Consider the following 19,010-nt stretch of genomic DNA (forward strand, 5'->3'; position numbering starts at 1 on the left):
TCAGCGGCCGCGTCTGCGGGCGGCCGAGGCTTCGAGGCCGGATCTGCGCAGCTGGGCGCGGACCTGGCTGCCCCCGGTGTCGGCGGTCTCGGGCGCCGTACCGGAGGCGAGGGCCTCGGCGGTACGGGCGAGCGCGGCCACGGTCGGGGACTCGTAGAGGATGTGCGGCGGCAGCTCGTCCAGCGCGAACGCGCGGCGTACCGCGGCCACGATGGAGACGCCGAGCAGGGAGTTGCCGCCGAGCTCGAAGAAGTTGTCGGACGCGCCGACGCGTTCCAGGCGCAGCGACTCCTGCCAGATCGCGGCGATGGTCTCCTCGGTGGGGCCGGCCGGTTCCTGGTAGGGGGTGAGCAGCTCGGGGCGGGGGTGCCGCTCGCCGCCGGTCCCGCCCAGCCCGGGCGAGGTCACCGCCTCCAGCGTGAACCGGGCGCTGCCGGCCACCAGGGTGGGGAAGTCCTGGGTGGAGACGACGACGCGCGGCTCCCCGGTGGCCAGGGCGCGCAGCAGGGCGCGCCAGCCGTCGGCGAACCCGATGCCGATGCGGGCCCGGTTGTCGCGGAAGAAGTCGCGCAGCGCCTCCTCGTACCCTTCGAGCCCGGCCTCCCAGGCGTTCCAGGCCCACTCGCCCCAGCCGACGGCGACCACGCGGCGGCCGGTGGCCGAGAGCGCGCAGGCGTAGGCGTCCAGGTAGGCGTTGGCGGCGCAGTAGTCGACCTGGCCGGGTCCGCCGCCGGTGGCGGAGGTGATGGAGGAGAACAGGACGAGGAAGTCGAGCTCGATCTCGTCGGGCCGGCCGATGCGCAGCGCCTCGGCGATCGCGAGCGTGCCCTCGACCTTGGGGGAGAGCACCGCGTCGAGCTCCTCGGGGCGCTTGAACTGCATGAGCCCCATGGCGGGCACCCCGGCGGCGTGCAGGACGCCGTGCAGGGCGCCGAAGCGGTCCAGGGCCGTCTCCACGGCGCGCCGCACGTCCTCGGCCCGTGCCGTGTCGCCGGTGACGACCTCGACCTCGGCGCCGAGGTCGACCAGCGCTGCGACCTGGGCCACGCGCCGCCGGACGGTCTCGCCGGCCGCCTGGCGGCCGTCCAGGACGGCCTCCCACTCGGCGCGGGGCGGCAGCCCGTTCCTGGCGAGCAGCACGAGCCGGGCGCGGCGCTCGCGCGCCAGCTGCTCGGCCAGGCCCAGCGCGATGCCGCCGAGCCCACCGGTGATCAGGTAGACGCCGCCGTCGCGCAGCGTCTCCGGGACGGCCGGTACGGGCATCCGGTCGTGGCCGGGCAGCCAGCGCCGGCCCCGGCGCAGCGCCACCGTGCGGTCGCCGTGCGGGCGGGCCAGCTCCGCGGCCAGCGCGTCCAGGTCGGCGGCGGCCGGAGCGGCGGGCAGGTCGACGAGGCGGGTGGTCACGCCCGGGTACTCCAGCGGGATCACCAGGCAGGGGCCGGTCAGGGTGGCGCCCGAGGGGTCGGTCACCTCCTCGCCCAGCACCTGCTGGGTGCCGGAGACGGCCACGTCGAGCGACCATTCGCCGATGCCCGCCTCGCCGGCGGCGCGGGCCAGCGCGACGAGCGTGTGCAGGCCGCGGGCGACGGTGAGGTCGTGCGGCCCGGGCTCCAGCGTCCACAGGTGGACGACCCGCTCCAGGGGACGGCCTGCGGCGCGCAGGTCGCGCAGCAGGGCGGCGGCGTCGGCGACGCTGCCGGGCCGGATCGTGTACCCGCCGGGGGTGGCGGCGTAGGCCTCGCCCGGGCGTACCAGGGTGACGGTGCCCCCGTCGCCCCCCTCGCCCCCCTCGCCCCCGTCGCCCCCGTCGCCCCCGTCGGCATCGTCGGCGGCCAGCCGTCGCGCGACGTCGTCGGCGAGGCCGTCGCGGGTGAGGACCAGCCGGGAGCCGGGCCCGTGGGCGGCGGGGGCGGGGGCCGCGGTCTGCCGCCACACGGGCAGGTAGAGCCACTCGTCCTCGGGCAGCCTGGCCAGGCTCGCGACGGCCTCGAACAGGTCCTCGGGCTCGGCGGCGACCGTGGCGCGGCGGGCGGGCGGGTCGATCCAGTGGCGCTGCCGCTGGAAGGGGTAGGTGGGCAGCGGGACGCGGCCGGGCGGCCCGGCGACGGGGTCCGCGGCGGGGGCTGCGGGGTCGGCGGGGTCGGCGGGGTCGGCGGCAGGGTCTCCGAGGGGGTCTCCGGTGCGCTCCGCGGTGGCGAGGGCTTCGGTGGCGAGGGCTTCGGCGGCCGGGGCCGAGGTGCGGCCGTGGTAGGCGTCCCAGTCGAGGGTGACGCCGGACAACCAGAGCCGTCCCAGGCAGTCGGCCAGCGCCTTGTCGCCGGGCGTGGAGTCGCCCGCGGCGGGCATGGTGTGCGTGATCAGCGGCCATCGCTCCGGCGGGCAGCCGCCGCCGCGCACCAGCGCGCCGAGCGACTGGCCGGGCCCGATCTCCACGACGGCCGACCCGGGGTCGGCCAGCAGCCGGTCGGCACCGTCGGCGAACCGCACGGTCGCGCACATGTGCCGGGCCCAGTAGCCGGGGTCGCACACCAGCTCGGCGTCCGCGACGTCACCGGTCACGTTCGAGACGTACGGGACGGCGGGCGGGTTGAGCGTGACGTTGGCCTTGATCCACTGGGTGAGGTCGTGGGCCGCCGGTTCCAGCATGCGGGAGTGGAAGGCGTGGGTGGTCTCCAGGGGGCGGCAGGGGATCCCGTCCGCGCGCAGCTCGGCGGCCAGGGCGGCGACGGGCTCGGCGGGGCCGGCGACGACGGTGACCTGGGGGCCGTTGACCGCGGCGACGTCGAGTCCGCGCCCCTCCAGCCGGAAGCGGCGGTCCAGCGTGGCGGCGGGCATGGAGACGGCGAGCATGGACCCGGCGGGCAGGGCGGCGATGAGCCGTGCCCGGTACGCGACCAGGGCGACGGCGTCCCCGAGGGAGAGCACGCCCGCCAGGCAGGCCGCGACGTACTCGCCGAGGCTGTAGCCGAGCATGATCTCCGGCCGCAGGCCCCACGCCATGAGGGTGCGCGCCAGGGCGTACTCCACGGCGAACAGGGCGGGCTGCGCGATCTCGGTACGCGCCAGCACCGCGGCCCGCTCGTCGCGGGTGCCGTTCTGAAAACCGTCGCGGGTGCCGTTCAGGGTGCCGTTCTGGGAGCCGTCGCGGGTGCCGTTCAGGGTGCCGTTCCGGGAGCCGTCGCGGGTGCCGTTCGGGGAACCTTCGCGGCCCAGCAGGGCCGCCAGGCCGGGGCCCGCGGTGCGGGCGCCGGTCAGCAGGGCGGCGATGTCGACCCGGGCACCACCGTCCGCGCCGGCCCCGTCGCCGTCGTCGAGGCCGTCGAGGGTCTCGTTCAGCAGGTGGAGGCACTCGTCGAGGGCCCGGCGGAAGACGGGCTCGTGCCGGTACAGGTCCCCGGCGAGCCCGGGGTACTGCTCGCCGACCCCGGCGAGCAGGAAGGCGACCTTGCGGTCCTGGGCGGTCTCCACCCGGCCGAGCAGGCCCGTGCCGCTCTCCAGCGCGGCGGCGGCGGTGCCGGTGTCGGCGGCGACCAGCACGCGCCGGTGCTCGAACGTCTTCCGCCCGGCCTGCAGGGTGTAGGCCACGTCCGCGAGACGCGTGTCCGGCTCGGCGGCCAGGTGACGGCCGAGGCGGCGGCAGGACTCGTCGGCCGCGGCGGCGGCGCGGGCCGAGACCGGCAGCACCTGGTGGCGCCGGGCGGATGGCGAGGCGTCGGGGCGGGCGGGCGGCTCCTCGATCACCATGTGCACGTTGGTGCCCCCCATGCCGAGCGAGTTGAGTCCCGCGATGCGCGGCCGGCCGTCGCGGGTCCGCCACGGCGACAGCTCGGTGTTGACGTAGAAGGGCCCGGACTCGAAGTCGATCTCCGGGTTGGGGCTGGTGTAGTGCAGGCTGGCCGGGATCACCCCGTCGCGCAGCGAGAACGCGGTCTTGATCAGGCCGCTCGCCCCTGCCGCGCGGTCGAGGTGGCCGACGTTGGTCTTGACCGAGCCGATCGCGCAGTACCGGCTGTCGCGGGTGGGCCCGAAGGCGCGGGCGAGGGCCGCCACCTCGATCGGGTCGCCCAGCTCGGTGGCGGTGCCGTGCGCCTCGACGTAGCTGATGTCCTCGCCGGTGACTCCGGCGTCGGCCATCGCGTCGGCGATCACGCGGGACTGGCCCACGACGCTCGGCGCGGTGTAGCCGACCTTGAGGGCGCCGTCGTTGTTCATGGCCGTGCCGCGGATCACCGCCCAGATGTGGTCTCCGTCGCGCACCGCGTCGGGCAGCCGCTTGAGCAGGACGGCGGCGGCGCCGTCACCGAACATGCTGCCCTTGGCCAGGGCGTCGAAGGTGCGCACGTGCCCGTCGGGCGACTCCTGCCCGCCCGGCCCGTACAGGTGTCCCACCCGGTCCGGCACGCGGATGGAGACGCCGCCGGCCAGGGCGAGCTCGCACTCCCCGTTGCGCAGGCTCTGCACCGCCAGGTGGGCGGCGACCAGCGAGGTGGAGCAGAACGTCTGCACCGCGACGCTGGGCCCGTGCAGGTCGAGCAGGTAGGAGACGGTGGTGGGCAGGGCGTCCTTGTCGTTGCCCATGATCACTTCGAAGTCGCTGAAGTCCTTCTGGCCGCCGCCGAGCAGGTGGTCGGTCATCCTGAGCAGGTAGGTGCTGATGTTGGCGCCGCCGAACACGCCGACCCGGCCCCGGTTCCCGGGCGCGGCGTAGCCGGCCTGCTCCAGGGCCTCCCAGCAGACCTCCAGGAAGGCCCGCTGCTGCGGGTCGGTGATCGCGGCCATCCGCGGGCTCATGCCGAAGAACGACGCGTCGAAGCCGCCGACGTCGTCGAGGACCGGCCTGGCGGGCACGTACGCGGGGTCGCGCACCTGCTCGGGGTCGGCCCCGGCGGCGACCAGCTCCTCCTCGGAGAAGAACGTGATCGACTCGACGCCGTCGCGGAGGTTCCGCCAGAACGCGGACACGTCCGGGGCGCCGGGGAAACGGCCGGCCATGCCGACGATCGCGATCCGCCGGTCGTCGTCCGCCCGCCGGGTGACGCGTACGGGCACCTCCCGGACGGGCCTCGGGGCCGGGGCGGGCCGCGGCGGGGAGCCCTGGACGGTGGCGCGCCGCTCGTCGAGGAAGGCGGCCAGCGTCCGCACGGTCGGCGCCTCGAACAGGGTCACGGTCGGCACCGCGACGCCGTGGCGCTTCCTGACCAGCGCCAGCATCTGCAGCGCCACCAGGGAGTTGCCGCCCAGGTCGAAGAAGTTGTCGCGGGTGCCGACCGGCTCGACGCCGAGCACCTCCGACCAGAGCCCGGCGAGGTCCCGCTCGGACTGCGAGACCGGCGCCGAGTACGGCTGGGGCAGCTCGGGCCGCGGGAACCGGTCGGCGCCCCCCGCGGAACCGGCGCCGGGGCCGGTGCTCGCGCCGGCCGGAGCGGGCTGCGCCGTGGGGAGCCGGTCGTCCAGGCCGCCCGCGGCCACGACGACGTGCGGGCCGCTTCCGGCCCGCACCCGGTCGAAGGCGGCCAGGGCCTCGTCCGCGGACATGGAGTGGGCGGCCATGGCCGCGCCCAGCCCGCCCTCGATGCGCTCCAGCGTCACCGACCAGGTGTCCCAGCTCGCGGCCGTCCACCGTACGGGCCCGCCGTGGTGGCGGTGGGCGACGGCGGTCAGCGCGGCGTTGGCGGCGGCGTAGCTGCCGAACGTGATGCCGCCGAGCAGCGCGGAGGTGGAGGAGAACAGCACGCAGAAGTCCGGTGCGAGGCCCGTCCCGGCGAGGGCACGCTCCAGCGCCAGGGCGCCGGTGACCTTGGCGTCGAAGTGCCGGGCGACGCCGGCGTCGTCGAGGTCCCGCAGCGGGCCGAAGGTGTCGGGGGTGGTGACGGCGGCGGCGTGCACGACGCCGTCCAGGCGGCTCTCCCGCGCGAGCAGCGCGCGCAGGGCGCCGGCGTCGGCGACGTCCACCCTGGGGGTGCTCACCTCGACGCCCCGCGCGCGCAGCGCGTCCACGGCCGTGCGGCGCGGGTGCGCCTCGCCGTCGGCGGAGTCGGGCACGCCGCCCCGGCTCAGCAGGATCAGCCTTCCGGCGCCCTCGTCGGCCAGGTGCGCGGCCAGCAGCAGGCCGACGTCCCCGAGTCCGCCGGTGACGAGGTAGGTCCCGCCCTTCCGGATCTGTGCCCCGGCTCCGGTCCCCTCCTCGGGATCGGCCCCGGGCGTGACCGCGGTCCCCGTCCCGGCCGTGGCCGTGGTCCCGGTCCCGGCCGTGGTCCCGGTCTCGGTCTCGGTCTCGGTCCCGGTCCCGGTCCCGGTCTCGGCGGGGGTGTAGGTACGGACCAGGCGGGAGCCGTCCCGGTAGGCGACGAAGACGTCGCCGGACGGGCGGCGGACCTCGGTGGCGAGCGCTTCGGCCACGTCGGCGGCCCCAGCGTCGGCCGCCACGTCGACGGTGGCGCAGTCGAGGTTCAGGTACTCCTGGTTGGCGACCATGGGGAGCGTCGCGGCGGCGGCCTGACCGGGGTCGGGGCGGTCGTCGCCGGTCACGGCCTGGCCGCCCCGGGTGACGAGGAGGACGCGGACGGAGTCGGCGGCCTCCTCGCCCCAGGCGGCGAGCAGCCGCGCCACGGCGGGCAGGGTGTCCCGGCCGTCACCGTCACCGCCGCCGGGGCGGTCGAGGAGGCGCAGGTCGACCACGGTGATGCCGCCGGGGGTACCGAGCCGGCCCGCCAGGGCGGCGTGGTCGGTGGGCGAGGCGGGATCGACGGTGAAGCCGTCCGGCGTCTCGGCGAAGGTGTCCCCGGCGGTGACGGTGACGACCTCGGTGCCCTCGGCGCGCAGCGCGCGGGCCAGTGCCTCACCGGCTCCGGCGGCGTCGGGCAGGACGACGCAGCGCGCGGCCCGCTCCCCCACCGCGCCGGCCGCACCGGCCGCACCGGACGCACCGGCCGCGCCGGTCCCGCCGGGAACCCAGCGGGGGGTCATCAGCGTCACGTGCGCGGTGCGCGAGGCGCCGTCGGCCGCCCCGCCCGGGGAGGACGCGCCGCCCAGGGACGCGCCGCCGGAGGACGCGCCGTCCGGGAGCGTCCCGCCGGAGGACGCGCCGTGGTCCCGTCCGTTCGGGGAGAGCGCGGGTTCGCCGGGGAGGGCGGGCACACCGGGCGCGGGCGGGTTCACCCAGAAGCGCTCGCGCTGGAAGGGGTACGTCGGAAGGCCGACCTTGGCGACGGGGCGGTCCTGGCGGTAGCCGGCCCAGTCGATCGGGACGCCCGTCAGCCAGAGCCGTCCCGCCGCCTCGGCGAGCACGGCCTGGGCCGGGCCGGGGTCGCTCGCGCCGGGCAGGGTCGGCACGATGAGCGGCCAGCGCTCCGGAGGGCAGTCGGCGTGGCCGCGCGCCATCGCGCCCAGCGACCGGCCGGGACCGATCTCCAGGAGCGCGGGCTCGCCCTCCTGGCGCAGCAGGGTGCGCAGCACGTCGTGGAACCGGACGGGCGCGCACATGTGCTCGGCCCAGTAGGCGGGGTCGGTGACCTGCTCGGCGGTGGCCCGCTCGCCCGTGACGTTGGACACGTACGGGACGCTCGGCGCGTGCAGCGTCACGTTGGCGGCGATCCAGGAGGTCAGCCGCTCGCGGATCGGCTCCATCATGGCGGAGTGGAAGGCGTGGGTGGTGGCCAGCGGCCGGCACGGCACCGCGTCGGCCTCCAGCAGGGCCCTGACGGCGGCGATGCCCCGCACCTCGCCGGACAGCACGGTGAGCTCGGGCCCGTTGACCGCGCCGACGCCGACGCCGGTGATGCCCGCGCGTCCGATGCGCTCCAGCACGTCCTCGGCGGCCAGCGGAACCGCGGCCATGGCGCCCGCGGGCAGCTCGCCGATGAGGCGGGCGCGGTGGGCGACCAGGGCGAGGGCCGACTCCAGGGAGAGCACTCCGGCCAGGCAGGCGGCCACGTACTCGCCGAGGCTGTATCCGGCCAGCACCGACGGCTGGATCCCCCAGGACCGGACGAGCACGGCGAGCGCGTACTCGACCGCGAACAGGGCCGGTTGCAGGACGGCGGTCGGGGTCGCGGCGGCGGGTCCGGGCGCGCGGCCGAGCAGCGCGCCGAGGCCGCCGTCCGCGGGGGGCGTCCGGGGGGTGAGCATCTCGGTGAGCGGGTCGGTGCCGCCCATGAGCCTGCGCAGCCGCGCGCGGCAGTCGTCGAGCGCCTCGCGGAAGACCGGCTCGCTCCCGTACAGCTCGGCGGCCATGCCGGGGTACTGCTCGCCGGTGCCCGCGATGAGGAAGGCGACGGGCCGGTCGGCGCGGCTCTCGGCGCGGCCGAGCACGTCCCCGTCGGCCAGCGCCTCGGCGGCCTCGGCGGCGGAGGAGGCGACCAGCAGCCTGCGGTGGCCGAACCCCTGCCGTCCGGCCTGAAGGGTGTGGGCCACGTCGGCGAGCCGGTGCCCGCTCCCGTCGCCGGCGAGGTGGCCGGCGAGCCGGGTGGTCATCTCGTCGGCCGCCGCGGCCGTGCGCGCCGACCAGATCAGCGGTTCCGGGCGCGGCGTCTCCTCGGTCCTGGGCACCAGCGGCGCCTCCTCCAGGACCACGTGGGCGTTGGTGCCGCCGATACCGAACGCGCTCACCCCGGCCCGGCGGATGCGGCCGGCCTCGCGCGGCCAGCTCCGCAGCCGGGTGACCACGTCGAGGCGGGCCTCCCCGGTGCCGAGCTGCGGGTTGGGCTCCGACAGGTTGAGCGTGGGCGGGATCTCGTCGTGACGCAGGGCGAGCGCGGCCTTGATCAGGTTGGTGACGCCTGCGGCGCGGTCCAGGTGGCCGACGTTGGGCTTGACGGAGCCGATCAGCAGCGACTGGCCGCCGTAGACCTGCTGGAGCGCGGCCAGCTCGGCGGCGTCGCCGAGCGCGGTGCCGGTGCCGTGCGCCTCGACGTAGTCGATGTCGGCCGGTGCGAGGTCGGGGCTGGCCAGCGCCTCGGCCATGACGGCGGCCTGGCCCTGCACGCCGGGCGCGGTGAAGCCCACCTTGCGCCCGCCGTCGTTGTTGACCGCCCAGCCCCGGATGACCGCGTAGATCTGGTCGCCGTCGGCGAGGGCGTCCTCCAGGCGCCGCAGGGCGACGACGCCGACGCCGCTGCCGAGCGGGCTGCCCAGGCCGCGCGCGTCGAAGGCGCGGCACAGGCCGTCGGGAGGCGCGATGCCGCCCTGCTGGTACAGGTAGCCGACCCGTTGCGGCACGTTGACCGCGACGCCGCCGGCCAGGGCCAGGTCGCACTCGTAGCCGGCCAGGCTGGAGGCGCCGGCGCACACCGCGACGAGCGAGGTCGAGCAGTAGCTCTGCACGCCGTAGCTGGGGCCCGACAGGCCGATCGTGTGCGCCACCCGGGTGGTGAGGGAGTCCTTGTCGTTGGCCAGGCCGACGGCGAGATCACCCATGATCGCGCTGATGCCGCTGGGCAGCAGGTTGTTCTGCATGTAGGAGCTGTGGGCGCAGCCGCCGAACACGCCGATGGAGCCGTCGAACCGCTTGGGGTCGCAGCCCGCGTCCTCCAGCGCCGCCCAGCTGTGCTCCAGGAACAGCCGGTGCTGCGGGTCGAGGATCTGGGCCTCCTTGGGGCCGAACCCGAAGAAGGCCGCGTCGAACTCCTCGACGCCGTCGATGACCGGTGCGGCCTTCACGTACGCGGGGTCGTCGACGAGGTCGGCGGGGACGCCCGCGGCGCGCAGCTCGTCGTCGGTGAAGCGGGTGATCCCGGAGGCTCCGGCCCGGATCGCGGACCAGAGCTCGGCGACGCCGGACGCCCCCGGGAAGCGGCCGGACATGCCGACGATCGCGATGTCGGTGCCCGGGCCCTCGATGTCGTCCATCACGTCTACCGTCCTCGTGTCCGGTCTCATGTGCGGTTGCTGGAACGGGCGCGGCGGCGCCGCTGCCCCCGTGCGGAACTGCCGGCGAGCGCCTCCTGGGCGCCGGGGTCGTCGTCGCCGTCCAGGGCGGCTGCGAACGCGGCCACGGTGGGGTGCTCGAACAGCACGGCGGGCGCGACGGGGCGGCCGAGGTCCTTTTCGATGGCGAGCACCATGGCCATGCCCGTCAGGGAGTTGCCTCCCAGGTCGAAGAAGGGGTCGTGCACGCCGACCCGGTCGATGCCGAGGTAGGCGCCCCACAGGTCGGCCATCCTGGCCTCGGCCTCGCTCCTGGGGGCGGTGTAGTCGGTGCGCAGGCCGGGCCTGGGGAAGCGCTCGCCCTGCGGCGCGGCCGTGGCCGACTGCAGGAGGCCGTCCAGGTCGAGCATGTTCGTCCAGGCGTCGAGCACCTCGCGGAGCGGCTGCCGGACGGCCATGACGCAGCCGTGTCCTCCGGCGACGATCCGGTCCAGGAGGGCGCATCCGGCCTCGTCGGCGAAGCCGTAGCGGTCGCGGTAGGCGGCGACCCTGTCGGCGAGGCTCCCGGCGGTCTTCAGCCGTTCCGACTGCCAGACGTCGTGCCGCCAGGGGCCCCAGGCGACGGTGACGACCCGGGTGGAGGGCGCGGTGCCCGCCAGTGCCTGGCCGTAGGCGTCGAGCACGGTGTTGGCGGCGCAGTAGTCGCCCTCGCCGATGCCGCCGAACGCGGTGACGGCCGAGGAGTACAGGACGAGCAGCTCGGGCCGCTCGCTCTCGGGGGTGCCGGGGCCGACCAGCTCGGCGAGCGGGCCCATGGCGTGCACCTTGGGGGCGAGCACCCGGGCGGCCTCGGCGGGCGTGCGGCGCAGCAGCAGTCCCCCGGCGGGCAGCCCGGCCGCGTGGATCACGCCGTGCAGGCGGCCGAAGTGCTCCCGTGCCCGTTTCAGGGCGGCGCGCAGCTGGTCGGGCACCCCGGCGTCGGCGGTCAGCAGCAGCACCTCGGCGCCCGCGGCCTCCAGCCGCGCGACCCCCTCGTCGCCTTCGGGCGGGGCGGTACGGGCCAGGAGGGCGAGGCGGCGGACGCCCGAGCGGACGAGGTGCCCGGCCAGGGCCATGCCGAGGCCGCGGGTGCCGCCGGTGATGAGGTAGGCGCCGTCGGGGCGCCAGACGGGCCGGTCCTGCCCGGCGTGCTCCGCGTCCGCATCGGGGGACGTGGCGGGAGCGGTGGCGGGGAGCGTGTCGGGGACCGGGGTCCAGCCGCGTACCCAGCGCCGGCCGCGCCGCCAGCCGGTGAGCGGGTCGGGCGACTCGGGGGTGTCGCCCGCGCCGGGTTCGGTGAGCAGTTCGGTGAGGAGCTGCCGGGCCGCGCCGTCGAGCGGGGCGTCCGGGGCACCGTGGTCACCGGGGTCACGGGAGTCGCCGGGGTCGCCGGGGTCGCCGGGATCGAGGTCGGCGCCGGACCAGGTCAGGCCCGGGTACTCGTGCCTGGCCGCCCGGCCCAGCCCGTGGGCCAGTGCCTGGTGGGGTGCGACGGCGTCGCCGCCGAGGATGTCGGCGGCCCCCCGCGTCACGGTGAGCAGCCGGGCGGGCCGCTCCCCCAGTGCCTGCAGGACGAGCATGAGGCTGTCGAAGCCGTGCCCGACGGCGGCGCGCAGGTCGTCGTCCCCGGGCGGGGTGCCCGCCGCGGGGCCCGGGACGGCCAGGCTCCACAGGTGGGCCACGTGCACGGGCCCGTCACCGAGCCCGGCGAACGCCTCGGCGTACTGGCCGGGGTCGGCCGGGTCGATGGTGAGGCGGCGGCCGTCGCGGTGCGGCCCGGTGCCGGGCACGACCTCGACGACGGGGGTGCCGGACGCGGCGGCCAGGTCGGCGAGTGCCGTCCCGGTCCCGCCGGGGTCGGTGAAGACGACGAGCGGGCCGGGCAGCGGGCGGGCGGCCGGCGGGGTCGCGCGGGCGGCCGGCGGGGTCGCGCGGGCGGCCGGGTCGCGCCGCCAGGTGGGGACGAAGACGTGGTCGGCGGGTTCCGCCGTCCCGGCCCGGGAGGGCTCCGGCAGGTTCCGGGCCGGCTCGGGCCAGAAGCGGACGCGCTGGAAGGGGTAGGTGGGCAGGTCGACGACCCGGCCGCCGCCCGGCCGGGCGAGGTCCCAGGTGACGTCGGCGCCGAGCTCCCACAGCGTGGCGCAGGTGGTCAGGAGGTCGCCGTGGGCGTCCCGGTTCCCCGCCGCGTTCCAGTGCGGGGCGAGCGTGCCCAGGACGGCGGCTCCGCCGCCGCCTCCGGTGAGGTTCTGGCGGACCAGCCCGCCGAGCGTCTGGCCGGGGCCGAGCTCGACGAACGCGGACACCTCCTGCTCCAGGCAGTGCCGTACGCCGTCGGCGAAGCGGACGGTGCCGACGAGCTGGTCGGCCCAGTAGGAGGGGCTGGTGGCCTGTTCGGCGGTGAGGCGGCTCCCGGTGAGGTTGGACACGATGGCGACGGCGGGGGGACGCATGGTCACGCCCTCCAGCACGGCGGCGAGCTTCTCCCGGGCGGGCTGCAGCAGCGTGGAGTGGAAGGCGTGGGCGGAGCGCAGGGGGCGGCAGGCCAGGCCGTCGGCGGCGAGCGCGGCGGTCGCGGCGTCGATCTCGGCGGGCAGGCCGCTGAGCACGGTCATCGCGGGCCCGTTGCGGGCGGCGACGTCCACGTCGGCTCCGCTCGCGGTGAGGACGGCGCGGACGCGGTCCTCCGGGGCGGCGACCGCGACCATGCGCCCTGCCGGCACGGTGCCGATCAGGTGGGCCCGCTCGGCGACCACGTGCAGGGCGTCCTCCAGGGTGAACACCCCGGCCAGGGTGGCGGCGACGTACTCGCCGAGGCTGTAGCCGACGAGCAGGTCGGGGGTGACGCCCCAGTGGGCGAGGAGGCGGGCGAGCGCGTACTCGACGGTGAACAGGAAGGGGTGGGCGGTGGCGGCCTGGTCGAGCGGGTCGTGTGCGTCGCCGGTGTCGCCGGCGTCACCGGCGTCACCGGCGTCACCGGCGTCACCGGCGACGCGGTCGTCGCGGGACTTCTCGGGGGTCCGGCCGAGGAGGGCGGCCAGGTCGGTGACGGCGGGGGCGGCGGGGGTGGCGGGGGTGCCGTCGCCGGGGAAGAACAGGGGGCGCAGGTCCACGCCGGAGCGCCGGTGGACGAGCTCGACGCACCGGTCGACGGCCTCGGCGTAGACGGGTTCGGCGGCGTACAGTTCCCTGCCGAGGCCGGCGTACTGGTCGCCGACGCCGGGCAGCAGGAACGCGACGCGGGGGCGGCGCCTGACGCGGTGGCCGTCCGCGGAGGTGGAGCGCAACCGCCGCAGGGCCTCCGCCGTGTCGGCGCAGACGACGGCGCGGCGGTGGTCGAGCTCGGCGCGGCCGGTCTGGAGCGTGTGGGCGACGTCGGCCAGGTCGGTGCCGGGCCGCTCCTGGAGCCAGCCGGCGAGGCGGTCCGCCTGCTCGCGCAGCGCCGCCTCGTCGCCCGCCGACAGCGGCAGCACGTACGGCGCGGCCGGGGTCGTGCCCGCCGGGCGGGCCGGGCTCTCCGGGGACGGGGGTGCCTGGACGACGAGGTGGGCGTTGGTGCCCGACAGCCCGAAGGAGCTGACGCCGGCGAGCCGGGGGGTGTCCCGGTGGGGCAGGGGCAGCGGGTCGGTGACGGGCCGCACGGTGCCGTCGCCGGGGATGGCTGCGGCCGGGACGGTGAGGTTGAGGTTGGGCGGGATCAGCTCGTTCTCCAGGATGAGCACCGTCTTGATCAGCCCGGCGACCCCGGCGGCGGCCTGGGTGTGGCCGATGTTGGTCTTGACGGCTCCGACGCGGAGCGGGTGGTCCGCGGGGCGTCCGCCGAAGACGTCGTGCAGTGCCGACAGCTCGATGGCGTCGCCGAGGTGGGTGCCGGAGCCGTGCGCCTCGACGTAGTCGATCTCGTCGGGCGTGACGCGGGCGGCGGCGAGCGCGCGGGTGATCACGTCGACCTGGGCCTTGCGGCTGGGAGCGGTGAGCCCGTTGCTGCGGCCGTCCTGGTTGACGGCCGAGCCGCGTATCACGGCGCGGATGCGGCGGCCGTTGGCCAGGGCCTTCGACAGCGGTTCGAGCACGACCAGGCCGCCGCCCTCGCCCATGACGTAGCCGTCGGCGTTCTCGTCGAAGGTCTTGCACCGGCCGTCGGAGCACATCATGAGCCCGGCGCACGCCTGGATGTAGAGCGTGGGGTGCAGTGACAGGGAGGCCCCGGCCGCCAGCGCGAGGTCGCACTCTCCCCTGCGCAGGCTCTCGGCGGCCAGGTGGACGGCGATGAGCGAGGAGGAGCAGGCGGTGTCGACGGTGAGGGTGGGGCCGATCAGGTCGAGCTGGTAGGCGATACGCCCGGCCGCGACGCTGGCGATGGCGCCCTGGCCGAGGTAGGGGTCGGACAGGGCGTCGCGGCCCTGCCACTCCATCTGGAGCCTGCCGTACTGCAGGGTGTCCATGTAGCCGACCATGACGCCGGTGCGGCTGCCCCGCAGGCGTGACGGTGACAGGCCGGCGCTCTCCAGGCCCTCCCAGGCGAGCTCCAGGAGCATGCGCTGCTGGGGGTCCATGCGCAGGGCCTCGCGGGGGGACAGGCCGAAGAACTCGGCGTCCCAGCCGGCGACGTCCTCCAGGAAGGTGCCGTAGCGGGTGTAGATGCCGCCGGGGACGCGCGGGTCGGGGTCGTAGTAGTCGTCGATGTCCCAGCGGGTGGCCGGTATCTCGCGGGCCGCGTTCCGGCCCTCCCTGAGCAGTTCCCAGAAGTCCTCGGTGGTGTCCGCGCCGCCGGGGTAGCGGCAGGCCATGCCGATGACGGCGATGGGCTCGTCGCGTCGCTCCTCCACCTCGGCGAGGTTGCGGCGGGTCTGGGCCAGTTCGACGGTCACGCGCTTGAGGTAGGCGCGGAGCTTGTCCTCGGTCCCCATCGGCGGAGCCTTTCCTGTCGCGGTCATGTCGTCACAGTTCGTTGTCGATGAGGGCGAAGATCTCCTCGTCGGAGGCGGAGTCGATCGTGGCCATCACCCCGCCGGTGTCCGCGGGGGCGGCTCCGAGCCTGGTGAGGGCGCCCTGCAGGATCGGCACCAGCCGGGCGCGGACGGCGTCCCCCTCGCCGTTGGCGGCCAGGAGCAGGTCGTCGATCTGTTCCAGCGCGCCGCGCAGGGTGTCCTCGGCCGAGGGGGGCGCGGGGGTGAGGACCTCGGCCAGGTAGGAGGCCAGGGCGTTGACGGTGGGGTGGTCGAAGACGAGGGTGGGCGGCAGGCGGAGCCCGGTGTCGGTGTTGAGGCGGTTGCGCAGTTCGACGGCGGTCAGGGAGTCGAAGCCGAGCTGGTTGAAGGGGCGTTCGAGCTCGACGCTGTCGGGGCCGCCGTGCGCGAGGACGGAGGCGACCTGGGCGCGGACGGTGTCGACGAGGAGGCGGAGCGCGTCCTGCCGGGGCAGCGCGGCCAGGCGTCCGGCGAGCGCGCCGGGTCCGGCCGGGGTGACCGTGCCGGTTCCCGCGGTTCGGCGGGGGGTGCGGACGAGGCCGCGCAGCATCGGCGGCAGGTCCCCGGCCTCGGCGCGGGCCCGCAACCCGGCCGCGTCCCAGCGGGTGGCGACCACCAGCGGGTCGGGGCTCGCCAGCGCGGCGTCGAACAGCTCCAGGCCCTGCTCCACGCTCAACGGCGCCACCCCGGCACGCGCCAGACGCGCCACATCCGCAGGCGACAGGCCACCGGTCATCTGCGAGGCGGTGTCCCACAACCCCCACGCGATCGACACCCCCGCCAAACCGAGCTGACGGCGGTGGGCGGCCAGCGCGTCCAAGAACGCGTTCGCCGCCGCGTAATTGCCCTGGCCGGGGTTGCCCACCACCCCGGCCAGGGAGGAGAACAACACGAACATCGACAGCTGGTGGTCGGCGGTCAGCTCGTGCAGGTACCACGCCGCGTCCGCCTTCGGCGCCAGCACCGCATCCAACCGCGAAGCCGACAACCCTTCGATGACGGCGTCGTCCAGCACTCCGGCGGTGTGCACGACCCCGCCGAGCGACACCCCGTCCAGTACGGCGGCCAGAGCGTCACGATCGGACACATCACACGCCACCACCTCGACGCGAGCACCCAGGCCTTCCAGGTCGGCCACCAGCTCACCCGCCCCCGGAGCCGACAGACCCCGCCGCGACAGCAACAACAGGTCCCGCACCCCATGACCCGTCACCAACCGCCGCGCCACCAACGCCCCCAGACCACCGGTACCACCGGTCACCACCACCGTCCCCGACACCGGTGGCCGTGCCTCGGCGAGCACCTCGCGCCGCGCCAGGCGCGGGACGAGAGGCCTGCCGCGCACGATGCGGACCTGGGGTTCGCCGGTCGCCGTGACGAGGGACCGGTCGATGTGGTCGACATGGTCGTCCTCGACCTCGGCCAGGACGAACCGGCCGGGCTGCTCCGACTGCGCCGACCGCACCAGCCCCCACACCGCGGCGCCCGCCGGGTCGCCGGCCCGGGTGGTGAAGATCAGGGTGGTGTCGGCGGGGTGCACGGCGATGGCGTCGAGGACCCGGCCGGTCAGCTCGCGGACGCGGGCGGGCACGTCGGGCAGGTCGCTCACGCACGGGATCACCACGGCGTCGGCGGTGGTGGCCCCGGCGGTTCCGGCGGTTCCCTCGGTGACGGCGGGTGCCTCGATCCAGTCGACGCCGTGCACCGCCGTACCGCCGGGGGCGCTATGGCGGGGGGCGGCGGCCCGTACGCGGAGGGCGTCGATCGACAGGACCGGCGCGCCGGCCGGGTCGGCCGCCTCGACGAGGGTGTCCTCGCCGGTGGTGGTCAGCCGTACCCGCAGTTCGGGGGCCCCGGTGGCGTGCAGCAGCACGCCACCGAAGGCGAAGGGCAGGAGAAGCTCGTCGTCGCCGCCGGTCAGGACGAGGGGATGCAGGGCGGCGTCGAGGAGGGCGGGGTGGACGCCGTACCCGGCCGGGTCGATCTCAGCGGGCAGCGCCACCTCGGCGAACAGCTCCTCGCCCCGGCGCCACACCGCACGCAACCCCTGAAACGCCGGACCGTACTCGTACCCCCGCTCGGCCAGCCGCTCATAACCACCCTCCACCTCCACCGGCTCGGCCCCCACCGGCGGCCACTCCACCGCCCACGGGTACGAGACACCGGCGGGGGCGTCGGCCGACAGGGTGCCGGAGGCGTGCCGGAACCAGCCGTCGGGGGTACGGGAGTGGACGGCGACGGCGCGGCGCCGCTCGTCGTCGGGCGGGTCCACGGTGACCTGGACGGTGACGGAGCCGCTCTGCGGGAGGAGCAGCGGCGCCTCGATGACGAGCTCGTCCAGGCGCCCGCAGTCGGCGTGGGTGCCGCCTTCGAGGGCGAGCTCGGCGAACGCGGTGCCGGGCAGCAGGACGCCGCCCTCCACGGCGTGGTCCGCGAGCCAGGCCGGGCTCCCGGCCGAGATCTGGCCGGACAGGACGTAGGCGTCGCCGGCCACGGGGACGACGGCGGCCAGCAGCGGGTGCCGGGAGCCGTCGATGCCCGCGCCGGTGGGGCGGCCCACCGGCTCGTGGTCCCCGAGCCAGTAGCGGCGCCGTTCGAAGGCGTAGGTGGGCGGGTCCTTCACCGGTCGCGGAGCGGGGGCGAGCGCGGTGAGCCAGTCGACGTCCGCGCCGAGCGCCCAGGCGTGGGCGAGCGCGAGCAGGAAGCGCGGCCGGTCGCCGGCGCCGCGGCGCAGGGTCGCGCAGACCCCGGCGGTGACGCCCGCGGCGTGGCAGATCTCGTCGGCGTCGGCGCCCAGCACCGGGTGCGGGCTGACCTCGACGAACAGCGGCGTGCCCGCTCCCGCGCACGCCCTGATCGCCTCGTCGAACAGCACCGGGTTGCGCAGGTTGTCGTACCAGTAGCCGGAGGTCAGCCGGGACGGCTCGATGAACCGCCCGGCGAGGGAGGAGCAGAAGGCGATGCCGGTGTCGTCCGGCCGTATGCCGTCGAGAGCGGCGGCGAGCTCGTCGGCGATGGGCTCGACGAGCGGGGTGTGGGAGGCGTAGTCGACGGCGATGCGGCGCACGCGGACGTCTTCTCCGCAGGCCGCGGTGAACTCGTCCAGCGCGGCGGCCTCCCCGGCGACGACGCAGGAGGCCGGGCCGCTGTGGACGGCCACCCAGAGGCTGCCCTCCCACGGCTGGAGCCGTGTCCGGGTCTCGGCGGCGGGCAGGGCCACCGCGAGCATGCCACCGGTGCCGCTGAGCCGGATCAGTGCCCGGGAGCGCAGGGCGACGACCGTGGCGGCGTCGGACAGGGTGAGCACCCCGGCGACGCACGCGGCGGCGATCTCGCCCTGGGAGTGGCCGACGACCGCCGTGGGGTCGACGCCGCAGGAGCGCCACAGCTCGGCGAGGGAGACCATGACGGCGAACAGGACGGGCTGGATGACGTCGGTGCCCTCCAGGGCGGGGGCGCCGTCACGCCCGCGCAGCACGTCGACGACCGACCATCCGGTGTGCGGGCGCAGTGCCTCGTCGCAGTCCAGCAGACGGGTGCGGAAGACCTCGCTGGTGTCCAGGAGGTCGACGGCCATGCCCTCCCACTGGGAGCCCTGGCCGGGGAAGACGAACACCGGCCGGGCGGCGGGGAGCGCCTCGCCGTGGACGGCTGCGGCGTGGGGGGTGCCGTCGGCGACGGCGGCGAGCGCTGCGAGCAGCTCGTCGCGGTCCGCGGCCACCACCACGGCGCGGTGGGCGAACCCCGCGCGTGCGGCCAGGGTACGGCCGGTGGCGCGCAGGTCGTCGTCGGAGGCGCCGGCGGCGTACCGGCGCAGCCGGCCGGCCTGTGCCCGCAGGGCGGTGTCGGTCTTGGCCGACACGGTCCAGACGAGTGGCTCGCCGGGGGCGGCGGGCCGCTGCTCGTCCGGGCCGGGGACGGGAGGGCCTTCCAGGACGATGTGGGCGTTGGTGCCGCTGACGCCGAAGCTGGAGACCCCGGTGCGGGCCGGTCGGTCGCCGGGGAGCTCCACCGGGCGGGTGGCCACGCGGACGCCTCCGGAGTCCCAGTCGACGTGGGGGGTGGGTTCGGTGACGTGCAACGTCGGCGGCAGCACCCCGTGCCGCATCGCCTGCACCATCTTGATCACCCCGGCCACCC

At 76.3% G+C, this 19,010-nt stretch carries 3 protein-coding genes; all 3 read right to left on the minus strand.

Annotation, left to right across the window (positions count from 1 at the left end):
• The 3 genes from ACZ6RT_RS30230 to ACZ6RT_RS30240 are packed head-to-tail and all read right to left on the minus strand — an operon-like array spanning position 1 to position 18,990.
• The gene (locus ACZ6RT_RS30230) at positions 1 to 9,846 is read right to left on the minus strand and encodes a type I polyketide synthase (RefSeq protein WP_470157321.1); all 9,846 of its coding nucleotides are present in this window, start codon (positions 9,844 to 9,846) and stop codon (positions 1 to 3) included.
• Between the two features lie 26 nt (positions 9,847 to 9,872).
• Positions 9,873 to 14,837: a type I polyketide synthase gene (locus tag ACZ6RT_RS30235; RefSeq protein WP_470157322.1), complete on the minus strand. Its 4,965-nt coding sequence runs from the start codon at positions 14,835 to 14,837 to the stop codon at positions 9,873 to 9,875.
• Between the two features lie 4 nt (positions 14,838 to 14,841).
• Positions 14,842 to 18,990, minus strand: coding sequence for an SDR family NAD(P)-dependent oxidoreductase (locus ACZ6RT_RS30240; protein WP_470157323.1), 4,149 nt, complete (start codon positions 18,988 to 18,990; stop codon positions 14,842 to 14,844).
• Between the last annotated feature and the right edge of the window lie 20 nt (positions 18,991 to 19,010).

The organism is Streptosporangium sp. NPDC050148, from assembly GCF_055586505.1.